The sequence below is a fragment of the Cupriavidus sp. TMH.W2 genome (genome assembly GCF_050847365.1).
In the GTDB taxonomy this organism is placed as follows: domain Bacteria; phylum Pseudomonadota; class Gammaproteobacteria; order Burkholderiales; family Burkholderiaceae; genus Cupriavidus.
In genome coordinates this window covers 2,358,200-2,373,581 of record NZ_CP193792.1, presented here as the reverse complement: position 1 = coordinate 2,373,581, position 15,382 = coordinate 2,358,200, and the positions used below count along the sequence as shown (strand labels likewise).

The window sequence follows — 15,382 nt, the reverse complement described above, 5'->3', positions numbered from 1 at the left end:
CTTCTTATAAGGCCAGCAGCGAGAAGATCGCCGGGCGCTTGTGCACTTCGATCCGCTCGGGGCGCCAGTCCGACAGCGGCAGCGTGACGATGGTCTCGCCGGGCAGCGTCAGGTCCACTGCCACGGACAGCAGCGTGGTGCCGGCGCAGTGCTGGCGCATGGCCTCCAGCAGGGCCGCGTTGCGGTAGGGCGTTTCGATGAACACCTGGGTCTGGCTGGCCTTGCGCGAGCGCTGTTCCAGTTCGCGCAGCCGCTGCGCGCGCTCGCCGGCGTCGACGGGCAGGTAGCCGTTGAAGGCAAAGCTCTGGCCGTTCAGGCCCGAGCCCATCACCGCCAGCAGGATCGAGCTGGGCCCGACCAGCGGCCGCACGCGGATGCGGCGCGCATGGGCCAGCCGCACCAGATCGGCGCCCGGGTCGGCCACCGCCGGCACGCCGGCTTCGGACAGCAGGCCGCCGTCGCGACCGGCTTCGAGCGGGGCCAGCAGCGCGGCCAGGGCGTCGGCGCGGGTATTGACGTTCAGTTCGCGGATCTCGATCTGCTGGATCGGCCGCGCCAGCGGCGTGGTTTCGCTCAGCTTCTTCAGGAAGGCGCGCGCGGTCTTGGCGTTCTCGGCGACAAGGTAGTCAAGGCTGGCGGCGATCTGCTGCACGCCGGCCGGGATCACATCGGCCAGCGGGTCGGCTTCGTCGCGTTTGCCGAGGGTATTGGGGATCAGGTAAAGAGTGCCGCTCATGGTGGGCTCGTGCGGGTCATGCGGTAAGGAGAGGGTAGCCGGCCAGGCGCAGCATGCCGGTCAGCGCGATCAGCGGCAGGCCGATGAGCGCGGTGGGGTCGTCGGACTCGACACGTTCCAGCAGCGTGATGCCCAGGCCCTCGGATTTGGCGCTGCCGGCGACGTCGTAGGGGCGTTCCGCCTGCAGGTAGGCCTCGATCTCGGCGTCGGTCAGGTCGCGCATGGTCACGCGGGTCTGCACGTCCGCCAGCTGCACGGTGCCGGTGCGCGCGTCCAGCAGGCACAGGGCTGAATGGAAGGTGGCGGTGCGCCCGCGCATGCGGCGCAGCTGCGCCACGGCCTTGTCGTGCGTGCCGGGCTTGCCCATCTGTTCGCCGTCCAGGGTCAGCACTTGGTCCGAGCCGATCACCAGCACGCCCGGGTGGCGCGCGGCAATGGCTTCGGCCTTGCGCTGCGACAGCCGCAGCGCGGTGGCCTCGGGTGCTTCGCCGGCAAGCGGGGTTTCGTCGATGTCGGGCACGGCCACCTCGAACGGGATGCGCAGGCGCTCCAGCAGTTCGCGTCGGTAGGGCGAGCCGGAGCCGAGGATCAGCCGGGGGCGGGAATCTGGGGGCATATGTCGTTGAATCGGAACTGGAAGCCATGTGGCCTGGGAAGCAAGCCCTTTGACCTCGGAAAGGTTTACGTCGTATAATCGCGCGTTTTGCCGCATCCGCACCCGGGCGCTGTGCCGCCAAAGTGCGCGGCCCGTAGTCCGTCAGGCGAGGAATGTGGCGAACCAGTCATTGTATTGCGACAGGAGCCACGCACATGACCCAGCCGATTGACCTGCGCGCGCTTGATCTCTTCGCCATGTGCCGAAAGGGTGAAAGCCTGGCCGGCGACGTGGCAGTGCGGGATTTGCCGCGCATCTTAGCCGAGACCGCCGCGCAAGCGCCAGCCTCGGCACCCGATGAGACGTTTGCCTACACGGCCACCGGCTTCATGCGTGAAGAGGCGGCCGAGCCGGGCGCCCCGGCGGCGCGGCGGCTGTTCCTCGATGTGACCGTGAAGGGCCGGGTATGGCTGGATTGCCAGCGCTGCCTGGCACCCTACGCCGAGCCGATCGATACGGCAACGCGATTCGAGGTGGTGGAAAGCGAAGAAGCGGCCGACGCCGCGCCGATGGACGACGACGAAGTCGACGTGATCGCCGGCTCGAAGCGTTTCTCGCTGCTGGACCTGATTGAAGATGAAGTGCTGCTGGCGCTGCCGGTGGCACCCAAGCATGACGTCTGCCCGACGGTACACGAAAGCCTCGTGACCGGTTCGGACGGCGAGGCACAGCCAGAGGCTGAGCCTGAGGAAGAAAAGCGGCCTTCGCCCTTTGCGGCGCTGGCCGGCCTGAAGACCAGGCATTGAGCCGCCGGCAGGCGGTGCGCAAGGTCTTGCAGGTGAATCTGAAGCATCCGGCCGGGCCCCGGCTACGCCTTGGGCGGGATGCGTGTGTTAATATTGAAAAATTCTCGAAGGAGTCATCATGGCTGTTCAACAGAACAAGAAGTCGCCGTCCAAGCGCGGCATGCACCGTTCGCACGATCACCTGTCGGCCGCGCCGCTGGCAGTTGAGCCGACCACCGGCGAAACCCACCTGCGCCACCACGTGAGCCCGAACGGCTACTACCGTGGCCGCAAGGTCATCAAGACCAAGAACGACTGATAGCTTCGCCAGGCGTGACGTTGCGTCTCGCTCGCGCATGCCTGTAGGTCGGACACTTAAAGGTCAGAGACAAAAAAGCGGCAAGATCGTTGCCGCTTTTTTGTTGGGCGCTCGGGATTCCCGCCGGGCGCGGCGTGCGCCGCCGCGCTATCCGTACCAGGAACAATGACGATCAAAATCGCTATCGACTGCATGGGCGGCGATCACGGTGTCTCCGTGACGGTGCCTGCGGCGATCAGTTTTCTTTCCCGCCACGACGATGCCGAGATGGTGCTGGTCGGCTTGCCCGACGCCATCCGGGCGCAGCTGAAGAAGCTGCACGCGCTGGACCATCCGCGCGTCAGCATCGTCGAGGCCACCGAGGTCATCACCATGGATGACCCGGTCGAGGTGGCGCTGCGCAAGAAGAGGGACTCCTCGATGCGCGTCGCCGTCACGCAGGTCAAGGAAGGCCTGGCCGGTGCCTGCATCTCCGCCGGCAATACCGGCGCGCTGATGGCGGTGTCGCGCTATGTGCTGAAGACGCTCGAAGGCATCGAGCGGCCGGCCATCGCCACCACCATTCCCAACGAGCAAGGCTGGGGCACCACGGTGCTGGACCTGGGCGCCAATGCCGACTGCGAGCCCGAGCACCTGCTGCAGTTCGCGCGCATGGCCGAAGCCATGGTGGCCGTCGTCGATCACAAGGATCACCCCACGGTGGGCCTCCTGAACATCGGCGAGGAAGTCATCAAGGGCAACGAGGTGGTCAAGCGCGCGGGCGAACTGCTGCGTGCCTCCGAGCTGAACTTCTACGGCAACGTGGAAGGCAACGACATCTTCAAGGGCACTACCGACATCGTGGTCTGCGACGGCTTTGTCGGCAACGTGGCGCTCAAGAGCACCGAGGGCCTGGCCAAGATGATCGGCAGTATGATCAAGGAAGAATTCACCCGTTCGTGGTTCACCAAGCTGCTGGCCGCGGTCGCCATGCCGGTGCTGTCGCGCCTGGCCAGGCGGCTCGACCCGGCGCGCTACAACGGCGCCTCGCTGCTGGGGCTGCGCGGGCTGGTGATCAAAAGCCACGGCTCGGCCGATGCCCATTCTTTTGAGTGGGCCATCAAACGCGGGTATGATGCCGCCAAGAATGGCGTGATCGCCCGCATCACCCGGGCTTTTGCCGATAAATCCAGCGCCGCAGGCGCTGCACAGCCCGCCCCGGAGACAGAGGCGCCTGGCGCGCATCCCAGCCCCCACGTCGCCTGAGCGCCACGCGCGCCGGTCGCGGGTGCCAGCGGGCCATACGATCCGACAACACATGACCAAGTACGCAAAAATCATCGGTACCGGGAGCTACCTGCCGCCGCGGCGCGTGACCAACCATGACCTGGCCGCGCAGCTTGCCGAAAAGGGCATCGAGACCAGCGACGAGTGGATCGTCTCGCGCAGCGGCATCTCGGCGCGCCACTGGGCCGAGCCCGATGTGGCCAGCAGCGAGCTCGCGGTCAAGGCCGCCGAGCAGGCCATCGAGGCCGCCGGCATCGACCGCCAGGACATCGACCTGATCATCGTCGCCACCTCGACGCCGGACTTCGTGTTTCCCAGCACGGCCTGCATCGTGCAGGAGAAGCTGGGCATCACCAACCACTGCCCGGCGTTCGACCTGCAGGCGGTGTGCTCCGGCTTTGTCTACGCGCTGGCCACCGCCGACAAGTTCATCCGCAGCGGCTCGCACCGCAACGTGCTGGTGATCGGCACCGAAGTGTTCTCGCGCATCCTGGACTTCAACGACCGCACCACCTGCGTGCTGTTCGGCGACGGCGCCGGTGCGGTGGTGCTGTCGGCGTCCGAGGAGCCGGGCATCCTGTCCAGCGCGATGCACTCGGACGGCAGCCATGTCGATATCCTGTGCGTGCCGGGCAACGTCGCCGGCGGCAACATCACCGGTAACCCGTTCCTGCGCATGGACGGCCAGGCTGTATTCAAGCTGGCCGTGAACGTGCTGGACAAGGTCGCGCGCGAAGCCATGGAGGCCGCCAGCGTGACGCCGGACCAGGTCGACTGGCTGATCCCGCACCAGGCCAATATCCGCATCATGCAGGGCACGGCAAAGAAGCTGGGCCTGCCGGCGGAGCGCATGGTCGCCACCGTGCACGAGCACGGCAACACCTCGGCCGCGTCGATCCCGCTGGCGCTGGACGTCGCCGTGCGCGACGGCCGCATCCGCCCGGGCCAGACCGTGCTGATGGAAGGCGTGGGCGGCGGCTTCACCTGGGGCGCGGTGCTGTTGCGCATGTAATACGCGGCCGGCGCCCGGGGCGTGCCGTGCAGGCAGGATCTGCCGCGGCGCCGGCCACCGATTTCTTGTTAGGGTTTCCATCCGATGAAATTCGCTTTCGTATTTCCCGGCCAGGGTTCGCAGTCGGTCGGCATGCTCAATGCCTTCGCGGATAACGCCGTGGTACGCGCTACCGTGGAAGAAGCCTCGGCCGCGCTCGGCCAGGACCTCGGGCGCCTGATCGCCGAAGGCCCCGCCGAAGAACTGAACCTGACCACCAACACGCAGCCGGTGATGCTGACCGCCGCCGTGGCGACCTACCGCGCCTGGCTGGATGCCGGCGGTCCGGCGCCGGCGCTGGTGGCCGGGCACAGCCTGGGCGAGTACTCGGCGCTGGTGGCAGCGGGTGTGATCCCGTTTGCCGACGCGGTGCCGCTGGTGCGCTTCCGCGCGCAGGCCATGCAGGAAGCCGTGCCGGTGGGCGAGGGCGCCATGGCCGCGATCCTGGGCCTGTCCGACGACGACGTGCGCGCCGCGTGCGCCGAGGCAGCGGCAGCCGGCGTGGTCGAGGCCGTGAACTTCAACGCGCCGTCGCAGGTGGTGATCGCCGGCAACAAGGCCGCGGTCGAGAAAGCCTGCGAGATCGCCAAGGGCAAGGGCGCCAAGCGCGCGCTGCCGCTGCCGGTGTCGGCGCCGTTCCACTCGTCGCTGCTCAAGCCCGCTTCGGACCGCCTGCGCGAGCGCATGGCCGGGCTGGCTTTCTCGGTCCCGTCGATCCCGCTGGTGAACAACGTCGACGTTGCCATCGTCAACGATCCGGATGCGATCAAGGACGCGCTGGTGCGCCAGGCCGCCGCCCCGGTGCGCTGGGTCGAGTGCGTGCAGAAGATGGCCGCCGAAGGCGTCACGCACGTGATCGAATGCGGCCCGGGCAAGGTGCTGGCCGGCATGACCAAGCGCATCGACGGCAACCTGACTGGCGGCGCGATCTTCGATCCGGCCTCGCTGCAGGACACGCTGGCACTCCTGAAGTAAGCAAGAGGACATCCGCATGACCAAACTTCTCGACAACCAGGTTGCGCTGGTCACCGGCGCCTCGCGCGGCATCGGCCGCGCCATCGCGGTGGAACTGGCCCGCCAGGGTGCCACCGTGATCGGCACCGCCACCAGCGAAGCCGGCGCGGCCGGCATCACCGACTACCTCGGTGCCGCAGGCCTGAAGGGCAAGGGCGCCGTGCTCAACGTCAATGACGCAGCCGCTTGCGACGCGCTCATCGACGAGATCGTCAAGACCCACGGCGGCATCGGCGTGCTGGTCAACAATGCCGGCATCACGCAGGACCAGCTGGCAATGCGCATGAAGGACGAGGACTGGCTGGCCGTGATCCAGACCAACCTGACTTCGGTGTTCCGCCTGTCGCGCGCGGTGCTGCGCCCGATGATGAAGGCGCGCCAGGGCCGTATCATCAACATCACCTCGGTGGTGGGCTCGGTCGGCAACCCCGGCCAGATGAACTACTCCGCCGCCAAGGCAGGCGTGGCGGGCATGACCCGTTCGCTGGCCGCCGAGATCGGCAGCCGCAATGTGACCGTGAACTGCGTCGCGCCGGGCTTTATCGATACTGACATGACCAAGGCGCTGTCCGAAGAGCAGCATGCTTCGCTCAAGACGCAGATTCCGCTGGGCCGCCTGGGCCAGCCGGAAGATATCGCCAATGCAGTGGCCTTCCTGGCCGGTCCGCAAGCCGCCTATATCACCGGCACGACGTTGCATGTGAACGGCGGGATGTACATGAATTAATGGATTTTCGGGCGGCTTTTTTCGGGTAAGAAGCCAGAAGAAGCCGCCGGAAGTAGTAGTTTTCCGAACCAAACGGGCGCGATTCTTGCAAAGGTTGGCAGGCAGCATTTCTGTCGCCTCAAACCTGCTAAAATGCGCCCACTTTTTGTCGAACTTCCCTGGAGGGTTACATGGACAATATCGAACAACGCGTCAAGAAAATCGTGGCAGAACAGCTTGGCGTGGCCGAGGCAGACATCAAGAACGAATCGTCGTTCGTGAACGATCTCGGTGCGGACTCGCTGGACACGGTTGAACTCGTGATGGCGTTGGAAGATGAATTCGGCATGGAAATTCCCGATGAGGAAGCCGAAAAGATCACGACCGTGCAACAGGCCATCGACTACGCCACTGCGCACGTCAAGGCCTAAGCCCGTCGTCTCTGCATTCCGAGCCACAGAAGGCAGGTGGGTGGGCCGTCTCGGCCTCGCCTTGCTGTTTTCTGTGGCTTTCGTCTGTTCGAAGAAGCAGAATGGAATGCGCTTCGCCGCGCGGCCCGCAGGGCCGGCGGCGGGTAGCTCTGCGTTCCGTTCCCGTTTCACGCACTCGTAGGAAAACATAGTGAGCCGTCGTCGCGTCGTCGTCACTGGGCTTGGCCTTGTGTCTCCGGTCGGAAACACGGTTGCCGAAGGCTGGGCCAACCTGGTAGCCGGCAAGTCCGGCATCGCCACCATCACCAAATTCGATCACTCCGCGCTTTCCGTGCATTTCGCCGGCGAAGTGAAGGGTTTCAATGCCGAGGATTACATCCCCGCCAAGGAAGCCCGGAATATGGATACCTTCATCCATTACGGCATCGCGGCCGGTACCCAGGCGCTGAAAGACAGCGGCCTGGAAGTGACCGAAGCCAACGCCGACCGCATCGGCGTGCTGGTGGGCTCGGGCATCGGCGGCCTGCCGATGATCGAGGACACCCATGCCGTGCTGACCGAACGTGGTCCGCGCAGGATTTCGCCGTTCTTCGTGCCGGGCTCGATCATCAACATGATCGCGGGCCACCTGTCGATCATCCATGGCATCAAGGGCCCGAACCTGGCTGCCGTGACTGCCTGCACGACCGGCCTGCACAGCATTGGCCTGGCCGCCCGCCTGATCCAGGCCGGCGATGCCGACGCCATGCTGGCCGGCGGCGCCGAGTCGACCGTGTCGCCGCTGGGCATCGGCGGTTTCGCCGCTGCGCGCGCACTGTCGACGCGCAACGACGACCCGGCCGCCGCTTCGCGTCCGTGGGACAAGGACCGCGACGGCTTCGTGCTGGGCGAGGGCGCCGGTGTGATGATGCTGGAGGAGTACGAGTCGGCCAAGGCCCGCGGTGCGCGCATCTATGCCGAGCTGATCGGCTTCGGCATGAGCGGCGACGCCTACCACATGACCGCGCCGAACATGGACGGCCCGCGCCGCTGCATGGTCAACGCGCTCAGGGACGCCGGCATCAATGCCGACCAGGTGCACTACCTGAACGCCCATGGCACGTCCACGCCGCTGGGCGACAAGAACGAATCCGATGCCATCAAGGCGGCATTCGGCGACCAGGCCTACAAGATGGTGGTGAACTCGACCAAGTCGATGACCGGCCATCTGCTGGGCGGCGCCGGTGGCCTGGAATCGGTCTTCACCGTGCTGGCGCTGCACAACCAGGTATCGCCGCCGACGATCAACCTCGACAACCAGGACCCGGAGTGCGACCTGGACTACGTGGCCAATACGGCACGGGAGATGAAGATCGACGTGGCGGTGAAGAACAACTTCGGTTTCGGCGGCACCAACGGCACGCTTGTTTTCCGCCGCGCCTGATCCGTGGTTGAGGCGGGCCCTTCGCGGGCTGCGCCAGGGCAGGGTCCAACCGTTGCGATGGGCCCTGTTTGTGTTTTGTGCCGGCGAATTGCTGGCGCTCGCGCTGCTGGCGCGGACGCTGGCCGACGCCATCGCCGGTAGCCAGGCCGGGTTCCTGTGGTGGCACGCCGCCGCCGCGCTGGGACTTGCGCTTGCCACCCTGGCAACGGTGCGCGCCTGGCCGGCGCGGTGGCAAGGCCTGCGCTGGCGCTGCACGGCCATGCAGGATGTGGCCGACGGCAGGGGGGCATTGCGGATCCGCCTGGAAGGACCGGGCGGTGCCCGGCACGAGGCCGTTGTCGGGCAGTGCTGGCAGGCCGGCGGCGCCGCTGTCGTGCGCCTTGTTCCTGGTGCTCCCGACATGCCGGGAGCCATCTTTCTCCCCTGGCAAGTGGCTTCCCCCGAGAAGGCGCGGCAGTTGCAACGTGCCGCCAGAGTTGCACTGCAGGTGCAACCTGACTTGTCGACAGGGAACGATCTTGTTAGCTTGCGGTCACAGGATGCGCGTTGCTCCACCGGGCGGGCTGAGAATCGTAGGTAAAATACAACGTTTGTCGTGACGACCAAACCAAGAGATACACTGCAGGTGAGCCATACGTGAGCGAACGCGAAGCCGATCAGCTCCTAGTTGAACGCGTCCAGCAGGGCGACAAGCGGGCCTTTGAACTTCTGGTGACCAAATACCATCGGAAGATCATTCGCCTGATTTCGCGCCTGGTCAGGGATCCCGCTGAAGTCGAGGATGTGGCGCAGGATGCCTTCATCAAGGCATACCGCGCCTTGCCCCAGTTCCGCGGGGAGTCGGCCTTCTACACATGGCTGTACCGGATTGCCGTCAACACGGCCAAGAACTACCTGGCTACCCAGGGCCGCCGCCCGGAAGCGTCCAGCGATATCGATGCGGAAGAGGCTGAAACTTTTGCGGACGGTGAGCAACTAAGGGATATCAATACGCCGGAGTCGATGCTCCACACGCGCCAGGTCGCCGAGACGGTGAACCGCGCGATGGAGGCGCTTCCGGAGGAATTGCGGACTGCCATCACGCTGCGCGAGATCGAAGGCCTCAGCTATGAGGAAATCGCCGAGGCGATGGGATGTCCGATCGGCACGGTGCGCTCGCGGATCTTCCGGGCGCGCGAGGCGATCGCCGATAAATTGCGTCCGCTGCTGGGAACGGCAGAGGGCAAGCGGTGGTAGTGGTTCGCTAGTAGTCGGCAGTAAAGAAGAATGTCGTGCGGCCAGCGTTGCAGCCTATTCCTGCATCGATAAGCGACAGAAGCAACGGGATTATCGGTGTTCAATGGAATGTCTTGGGGTGGGAAATGGGTCAGGCTCATAAGCAGTCGGTTCATGTAGTGGAAGCAGCGGAGCAGATCTCCGTACTGATGGATGGCGAACTGGCGCCGCATGAAGTCGATGCCGTGCTGGGCCTCGCGAAAAGCGATGCCGGCATGTCCGACTGGACCACGTACCAGTTGATCGGCGACACGCTGCGTTCGGAAGAGCTGACGCATGCGGGCTCCACCGCCGATTTCCTCTCTCGTTTCTCCGCACGCCTGGAAGCCGAGCCGCACGTACTGGTGCCGGCCGTGGCGCAAGCGAGCGCCCGCCACCGCCTGCTGGTCAGGCCGTCGTGGGTGCGCCGCGTGATGCCTGGCACCGCGATCGCCGCCGCGGTCGCTGCGGTCAGCTGGGTGGTTGTGCCGCAGATGCGCGGCCCCGCCACGCTGGGCACGCCGGACGCCGTGGTGGCGCGTGCCGACCAGCCCGCTGCCGCCCAGGGCGCCGGCATTGTCACCGTGGCCGCCGAAGCGCCCCAGATGATCCGCGACCCGCGGCTGGACGAATACCTGCGTGCCCATCGCACGTCCGTGGCAACGGAAGCGTTCGTGCCGACCATGCGCACGGTTGCCAACGGTGCAAACTTCACTCAGGAAAATACGCAGGAATAATGCCGGACATGCATAAAGGAGGGTCGCCCGCCCATGTAGCGGGCGCCCAGAAAATCAGGGCCCTGCGTAGGTCCTTTTTTCTGGCCTTGTGTCTGAGCGCTGCCGCGGCGACCGCGCAGCCTTCGGACAGTACGCTGAACCGACGCGACGCCACCGCCTGGCTCAACAAGATCCACAAAGCCGCGCAGCACGAGAACTACGTCGGCACGCTGATCTATCAGCGCGGCAGTGTCATGCACGCCTCGCGTATCCAGCATTACAGCGATCTCGTCCACAACGAGTACGAACGACTGGAAACGCTTGACGGCAAGCCGCGCGAAGTGCTGCGGCAGAACGACGTGGTGCACAGCCTGATTCCGGAAGCCAAGCTGGTGGTAGTGGAGAAGCAGGAAGCCAAGGACCGCTTCCCCGCGCTGCTCGCCACCAACAAGAACGACGTGCTGGACCTGTACGACATGCGCAAGATGCCCGCCGAGCGCGTGGCCGGCGTTGAGTGCGAGGTCTTTGCGCTGGAGCCTCACGATGCTGCGCGCTACGCAGTGCGCCTGTGGGCGGAGAAAAACTCCGGCCTGCTGATGCGCGCGCAGACCATCGGCGAAGGCGGCAAGGTGCTGGAGCAGGTGGCGTTTTCGCAGGTGCAGATCGGCGTGCCGTCCGAAAAGCAGCGCATCCTGGGCGCAATCAAGAATTCCAGCGGCTGGAATCACTATGAGGTGACCTACCAGCCGGCCAATATTGCCGACGAGGGCTGGTCGATCACCGTGCCGCTCAAGGGTTTCCAGAAGATCCGCGAAGTCCGCCGGCCCCTTGGCGAGTTGCGCGCGCCGGCCCCGGGCAATGCGCGCGGGCAGGTCTTTGAAGTGCTGCAGGTCGTCTACAGCGACGGGCTGACCGGCCTGTCGGTCTTTATCGAGCCGGTTTCCGAGCAGCGTGTGCGCCGCGAAGGCGTGGCCGCGCTCGGCGCGACCCAGGTCGTGGTGCGCCGGATTGCCGATTACTGGATTACCGTGGTGGGCGAAGTGCCGGCGAGCACCGTTCGCCAGTTTGCGACGGCCGTGGAATATCGCCCTCCCAAGGCGGTACACTGAGCTTGACGCAGGTGCAGCCGACGCCGCCGGACTTTGTCCCGGCGCCGGCGCCATGAAACCTGTGCAGGGGTCCCCGCCACGGGATCATATCCAGTCGGTTTTTCTTCTTTTCGCTGAATCCCGGGAGTTGTCGATGATGTTCAGATCTCCAGCCCTGGCGCGGGCCGTGGTCATGGCTGCCATGATGCTGCTCGGCCCTACCGTTGCCGAAGTCAGCCACGCCCAGGCTGCCGCCTCCAACTACAACCTGCCCGACTTCACCGACCTGGTCGAGAAGGCGAGCCCGGCCGTGGTCAATATCCGAACCACCGAACTGGTGCGCCAGCGCGGCGCGCCCGGTAGCGATGACGAGATGGCCGAGTTTTTCCGCCGCTTCTTCGGTGTGCCGATGCCGGGTGCGCCGGCGCCCGGCGCCCCGCGCCGCGGCCAGCCGCCGCAGCAGGAAGAGCAGAGCCGCGGGGTGGGTTCGGGCTTCATCATCAGCCAGGACGGCTACGTGATGACCAACGCGCACGTGGTGGCAGACGCCGAAACCATCTATGTGACACTGCCCGACAAGCGCGAATTCAAGGCCAAGCTGATCGGCTCAGACAAGCGCACCGACGTGGCGCTGCTCAAGGTCGACGCCACCGGCCTGCCGCGCCTGCCGCTGGGCGATTCCAACAAGGTCCGCGCCGGTGAATGGGTGCTGGCGATCGGCTCGCCGTTCGGGCTGGACAACAGCGTGACCGCCGGCATCGTCTCGGCCAAGGGCCGCGACACCGGCGACTACCTGCCGTTCATCCAGACCGATGTGGCGGTCAACCCCGGCAACTCCGGCGGCCCGCTGATCAACCTGCGCGGCGAGGTGATCGGCATCAACTCGCAGATCTACAGCCGCAGCGGCGGCTATATGGGCATCTCGTTCGCGATCCCGATCGACGAGGCCATGCGCGTGACCGAGCAGCTCAAGGCCACGGGCCGGGTGACGCGCGGCCGCATTGCCGTGGCAATCGGCGACGTCACCAAGGAGGTGGCCGATTCGCTGGGCCTGGGCCGCGCGCGCGGCGCGCTGGTCGGCAGCGTGGAACCGGGCGGTCCTGCCGAGAAGGCGGGCATCGAGGCCGGCGACATCATCCTCAAGTTCAACGGCCGCGATATCGAACGCGCCTCGGACCTGCCGCGCATGGTGGGCGAGACCAAGCCGGGCACGCGCGTGCCGCTGCAGCTGTGGCGCAAGGGGGCGACCCGCGACGTCACGATCACGGTGACCGAGCTGGAACCGGACGGCAAGACCAAGGCGCGCGGCAACGCCACGCCCAAGGATGACAGCACGGCGCAGGCCAGCAAGCCCAACGCGCTGGGGCTGGTGGTCAACGACCTGCCCGATGCACGCCTGAAGGAGCTCAAGCTCAAGTCCGGCGTCGAGGTGGAAGTGGCCGACGGCCCGGCGCTGCGTGCCGGCATCCGGCCGGGCGACATCATCCTGCGCCTGGGCGACACGGACGTGACCAACGCCCGCCAGTTCAATGAGCTGGTGCGTGGCCTGGACAAGAACCGGATTGCCGCGGTGTTTGTGCGGCGCGGCGACGCCACCCAGGTGCTGACGCTGCGTCCGGGCGCAACGTCCAGCTCCAGCCGCTGAGCCACCGTGGCCGCCATGCCCGCGCTGACGCTGTACGGCCGGGCATACTGCCACCTTTGCGAAGACCTCAAGGTCGCGCTGGAGCCGCTCCGGCGCGATTTTTCTTTCACCCTGCATGAGGTGGATGTCGATGCCGACGCGGGGCTGGAAGACCGCTTCGGCGAACTGGTGCCGGTGCTGATGCCGGGCACGCCGGCCGACCTGCAAGACGGCGCGAAGCCGCTTTGCCACTATTTCCTCGACACGGCGGCGGTATGGGTGTGGCTTGACGCACATGATGCCGCGCATACCATCCGCTGAATGCCGCCCGCGGCAGTGTCGCGCCGCCATTTGATGACCCGGAAGTCATTGAAAATCCGGTAAAATTGCGGATTGGCGCAAAAAATTGCACCCCCCGAACCTGCGGTACGCCCGCGCACGCCTTGTGGCGCGCGGCGCCGGGCCGCTCAACCGCTTGTTGCCGCCCGGGCCCTCATGCCGGCGCTCCCCTGAACACTAGATGGACCATATCCGTAATTTTTCGATCATTGCCCATATCGACCATGGGAAGTCCACCCTGGCCGACCGGATCATTCAGCTTTGTGGAGGGCTGTCGGATCGGGAGATGGAAGCGCAGGTCCTCGATTCGATGGATATCGAAAAAGAGCGCGGCATCACCATCAAGGCGCAGACCGCCGCGCTCAGCTACAAGGCGCGCGACGGCCAGGTCTACAACCTGAACCTGATCGACACCCCGGGGCACGTCGACTTCAGCTATGAAGTGAGCCGCTCGCTGTCCGCCTGCGAAGGCGCGCTGCTGGTGGTCGACGCCTCGCAGGGCGTCGAGGCGCAGACCGTGGCCAACTGCTACACCGCGATCGAGCTGGGCGTGGAAGTGGTGCCGGTGCTCAACAAGATCGACCTGCCGCAGGCCGACCCCGATAACGCGATCCAGGAAATCGAGGACGTGATCGGCATCGACGCGCAGGACGCCACGCCGTGCTCGGCCAAGACCGGGCAGGGCGTGCAGGATGTGATCGAGGCGCTGATCGCCAAGGTGCCGCCGCCCAAGGGCGACACCGACGCCCCGCTGCAGGCGCTGATCATCGACTCGTGGTTCGACAACTACGTGGGCGTGGTGATGCTGGTGCGCGTGGTCAACGGCACGCTGCGCACCAAGGACAAGGTGCTGCTGATGGCCACCGGCTCGCAACACCTGGTGGAGCAGGTGGGCGTGTTCACGCCCAAGTCGATCCAGCGCGATGCGCTGACCGCGGGCCAGGTAGGCTTTGTCATTGCGGGCATCAAGGAACTGAAGGCGGCCAAGGTGGGCGACACCATCACCACCATGCAGCGCAAGGCCGAAGCGCCGCTGCCGGGCTTCAAGGAAGTCAAGCCGCAGGTGTTCGCCGGCCTGTACCCCGTCGAGGCCAACCAGTACGAGGCGCTGCGCGAGTCGCTGGAAAAGCTGCGGCTGAACGATGCCTCGCTGCAGTTCGAGCCGGAAGTGTCGCAGGCGCTGGGCTTCGGCTTCCGCTGCGGCTTCCTGGGCCTGCTGCACATGGAGATCGTGCAGGAGCGCCTGGAGCGCGAGTTCGACATGGACCTGATCACCACCGCGCCGACGGTGGTCTACCAGGTCGAGATGCGCGACGGCACCATGGTCACCGTGGAAAACCCGGCGAAGATGCCGGACCCGAGCAAGATCGAGGCGATCCTGGAGCCGATCGTCACCGTCAACCTGTATATGCCGCAGGAATATGTCGGCTCGGTGATTACGCTGTGCACACAGAAGCGCGGCTCGCAAATCAATATGAGCTACCACGGCAAGCAGGTGCAGCTGACCTACGAGATCCCGATGGCGGAAATCGTGATGGACTTCTTCGATCGCCTGAAGTCGGTGTCGCGCGGCTATGCGTCGATGGACTACGAGTTCAAGGAATATCGCCCGTCGGATGTGGTCAAGGTCGATATCCTGATCAACAGCGACAAGGTCGATGCGCTGTCGGTAATCGTGCACCGCTCGAATTCGCAGTACCGCGGCCGCGAGGTGGCAGCCAAGATGCGTGAGATCATTCCGCGCCAGATGTACGACGTGGCGATCCAGGCGGCCATCGGCTCGAATATCATTGCGCGCGAGAACGTCAAGGCGCTGCGCAAGAACGTGCTGGCCAAGTGCTACGGCGGCGATATCACGCGCAAGAAGAAGCTGCTGGAAAAGCAGAAGGCCGGCAAGAAGCGGATGAAGCAGGTCGGTACCGTCGAGATCCCGCAGGAGGCCTTCCTGGCTATCCTGCAGGTGGACGACAAGTAAGGCGCTGCGGCGGGCAGTGACAGTGCCACGCGCGGCGGCTTGCCGCCGTGGCGACAGAAC

At 65.7% G+C, this 15,382-nt stretch carries 17 protein-coding genes; 15 read left to right on the top strand and 2 right to left on the bottom strand.

Annotation, left to right across the window (positions count from 1 at the left end; translation table 11 throughout):
• Positions 1-4 precede the first annotated feature (4 nt).
• Positions 5-736: an SAM-dependent methyltransferase gene (locus tag ACREYQ_RS10960; RefSeq protein ID WP_432257632.1), complete on the bottom strand. Its 732-nt coding sequence runs from the start codon at positions 734-736 to the stop codon at positions 5-7.
• 16 nt (positions 737-752) lie between these two features.
• Positions 753-1,352 carry a Maf-like protein gene (locus ACREYQ_RS10955; protein WP_432257631.1) on the bottom strand — a complete coding sequence of 200 codons (600 nt, stop codon included), beginning with the start codon at positions 1,350-1,352 and terminating at the stop codon, positions 753-755.
• A 194-nt stretch (positions 1,353-1,546) separates the two neighbouring features.
• Here ACREYQ_RS10955 and ACREYQ_RS10950 point away from each other — a divergent pair, with 194 nt between their 5' ends.
• The 15 genes from ACREYQ_RS10950 (at position 1,547) to lepA (ending at position 15,322) form a co-directional block, all read left to right on the top strand.
• Positions 1,547-2,137: a DUF177 domain-containing protein gene (locus tag ACREYQ_RS10950; protein WP_432257630.1), complete on the top strand. Its 591-nt coding sequence runs from the start codon at positions 1,547-1,549 to the stop codon at positions 2,135-2,137.
• Between the two features lie 118 nt (positions 2,138-2,255).
• Positions 2,256-2,435 (top strand): 50S ribosomal protein L32, encoded by a 180-nt coding sequence (gene rpmF, locus ACREYQ_RS10945; RefSeq protein WP_010814675.1) that lies wholly within the window; start codon positions 2,256-2,258, stop codon positions 2,433-2,435.
• Between the two features lie 165 nt (positions 2,436-2,600).
• Positions 2,601-3,680, top strand: a complete 1,080-nt coding sequence (plsX, locus tag ACREYQ_RS10940; protein ID WP_432257629.1) for a phosphate acyltransferase PlsX — start codon at positions 2,601-2,603, stop codon at positions 3,678-3,680.
• A gap of 52 nt (positions 3,681-3,732) precedes the next feature.
• Entirely contained in the window at positions 3,733-4,713 is a 981-nt protein-coding gene (locus ACREYQ_RS10935) for a beta-ketoacyl-ACP synthase III (protein WP_432257628.1), read from the top strand.
• An 84-nt stretch (positions 4,714-4,797) separates the two neighbouring features.
• On the top strand, positions 4,798-5,727 hold the full coding sequence (fabD, locus tag ACREYQ_RS10930; RefSeq protein ID WP_432257627.1) for an ACP S-malonyltransferase: 930 nt from the start codon (positions 4,798-4,800) through the stop codon (positions 5,725-5,727).
• Between the two features lie 16 nt (positions 5,728-5,743).
• Complete coding sequence (gene fabG / locus ACREYQ_RS10925; RefSeq protein ID WP_432257626.1) at positions 5,744-6,493, top strand: 3-oxoacyl-ACP reductase FabG; 750 nt, start codon at positions 5,744-5,746, stop codon at positions 6,491-6,493.
• Between the two features lie 170 nt (positions 6,494-6,663).
• A complete protein-coding gene (gene acpP / locus ACREYQ_RS10920) occupies positions 6,664-6,903 on the top strand; it encodes an acyl carrier protein (RefSeq protein ID WP_008644813.1) in 240 nt (79 codons plus the stop codon).
• 190 nt (positions 6,904-7,093) lie between these two features.
• Positions 7,094-8,326 carry a beta-ketoacyl-ACP synthase II gene (gene fabF, locus ACREYQ_RS10915; RefSeq protein WP_432257625.1) on the top strand — a complete coding sequence of 411 codons (1,233 nt, stop codon included), beginning with the start codon at positions 7,094-7,096 and terminating at the stop codon, positions 8,324-8,326.
• Positions 8,327-8,378: 52 nt separating this feature from the next.
• A complete protein-coding gene (locus ACREYQ_RS10910; RefSeq protein ID WP_432257624.1) occupies positions 8,379-8,906 on the top strand; it encodes a hypothetical protein in 528 nt (175 codons plus the stop codon).
• Between the two features lie 56 nt (positions 8,907-8,962).
• Positions 8,963-9,562 carry an RNA polymerase sigma factor RpoE gene (rpoE, locus tag ACREYQ_RS10905; protein WP_432257623.1) on the top strand — a complete coding sequence of 200 codons (600 nt, stop codon included), beginning with the start codon at positions 8,963-8,965 and terminating at the stop codon, positions 9,560-9,562.
• 125 nt (positions 9,563-9,687) lie between these two features.
• Complete coding sequence (locus ACREYQ_RS10900) at positions 9,688-10,317, top strand: sigma-E factor negative regulatory protein (protein WP_432257622.1); 630 nt, start codon at positions 9,688-9,690, stop codon at positions 10,315-10,317.
• 8 nt (positions 10,318-10,325) lie between these two features.
• Complete coding sequence (locus ACREYQ_RS10895) at positions 10,326-11,405, top strand: MucB/RseB C-terminal domain-containing protein (RefSeq protein WP_432257621.1); 1,080 nt, start codon at positions 10,326-10,328, stop codon at positions 11,403-11,405.
• A 133-nt stretch (positions 11,406-11,538) separates the two neighbouring features.
• A complete protein-coding gene (locus ACREYQ_RS10890) occupies positions 11,539-13,029 on the top strand; it encodes a DegQ family serine endoprotease (RefSeq protein WP_432257620.1) in 1,491 nt (496 codons plus the stop codon).
• A gap of 15 nt (positions 13,030-13,044) precedes the next feature.
• A complete protein-coding gene (locus ACREYQ_RS10885; protein WP_432260398.1) occupies positions 13,045-13,329 on the top strand; it encodes a glutaredoxin family protein in 285 nt (94 codons plus the stop codon).
• Between the two features lie 199 nt (positions 13,330-13,528).
• Positions 13,529-15,322: a translation elongation factor 4 gene (lepA, locus tag ACREYQ_RS10880; protein ID WP_432257619.1), complete on the top strand. Its 1,794-nt coding sequence runs from the start codon at positions 13,529-13,531 to the stop codon at positions 15,320-15,322.
• The last annotated feature ends 60 nt before the right edge of the window (positions 15,323-15,382 follow it).

Coding starts and splice junctions, on each gene's coding strand:
- plsX (WP_432257629.1), top strand. CDS start 2,601: ATGACGATCAAAATCGCTATCGACTGCATGGGCGGCGATCACGGTGTC.
- ACREYQ_RS10890 (WP_432257620.1), top strand. CDS start 11,539: ATGATGTTCAGATCTCCAGCCCTGGCGCGGGCCGTGGTCATGGCTGCC.
- ACREYQ_RS10895 (WP_432257621.1), top strand. CDS start 10,326: ATGCATAAAGGAGGGTCGCCCGCCCATGTAGCGGGCGCCCAGAAAATC.
- ACREYQ_RS10935 (WP_432257628.1), top strand. CDS start 3,733: ATGACCAAGTACGCAAAAATCATCGGTACCGGGAGCTACCTGCCGCCG.
- ACREYQ_RS10960 (WP_432257632.1), bottom strand. CDS start 736: ATGAGCGGCACTCTTTACCTGATCCCCAATACCCTCGGCAAACGCGAC.
- acpP (WP_008644813.1), top strand. CDS start 6,664: ATGGACAATATCGAACAACGCGTCAAGAAAATCGTGGCAGAACAGCTT.
- fabD (WP_432257627.1), top strand. CDS start 4,798: ATGAAATTCGCTTTCGTATTTCCCGGCCAGGGTTCGCAGTCGGTCGGC.
- ACREYQ_RS10885 (WP_432260398.1), top strand. CDS start 13,045: ATGCCCGCGCTGACGCTGTACGGCCGGGCATACTGCCACCTTTGCGAA.
- ACREYQ_RS10955 (WP_432257631.1), bottom strand. CDS start 1,352: ATGCCCCCAGATTCCCGCCCCCGGCTGATCCTCGGCTCCGGCTCGCCC.
- ACREYQ_RS10900 (WP_432257622.1), top strand. CDS start 9,688: ATGGGTCAGGCTCATAAGCAGTCGGTTCATGTAGTGGAAGCAGCGGAG.
- fabG (WP_432257626.1), top strand. CDS start 5,744: ATGACCAAACTTCTCGACAACCAGGTTGCGCTGGTCACCGGCGCCTCG.
- ACREYQ_RS10950 (WP_432257630.1), top strand. CDS start 1,547: ATGACCCAGCCGATTGACCTGCGCGCGCTTGATCTCTTCGCCATGTGC.
- rpmF (WP_010814675.1), top strand. CDS start 2,256: ATGGCTGTTCAACAGAACAAGAAGTCGCCGTCCAAGCGCGGCATGCAC.
- lepA (WP_432257619.1), top strand. CDS start 13,529: ATGGACCATATCCGTAATTTTTCGATCATTGCCCATATCGACCATGGG.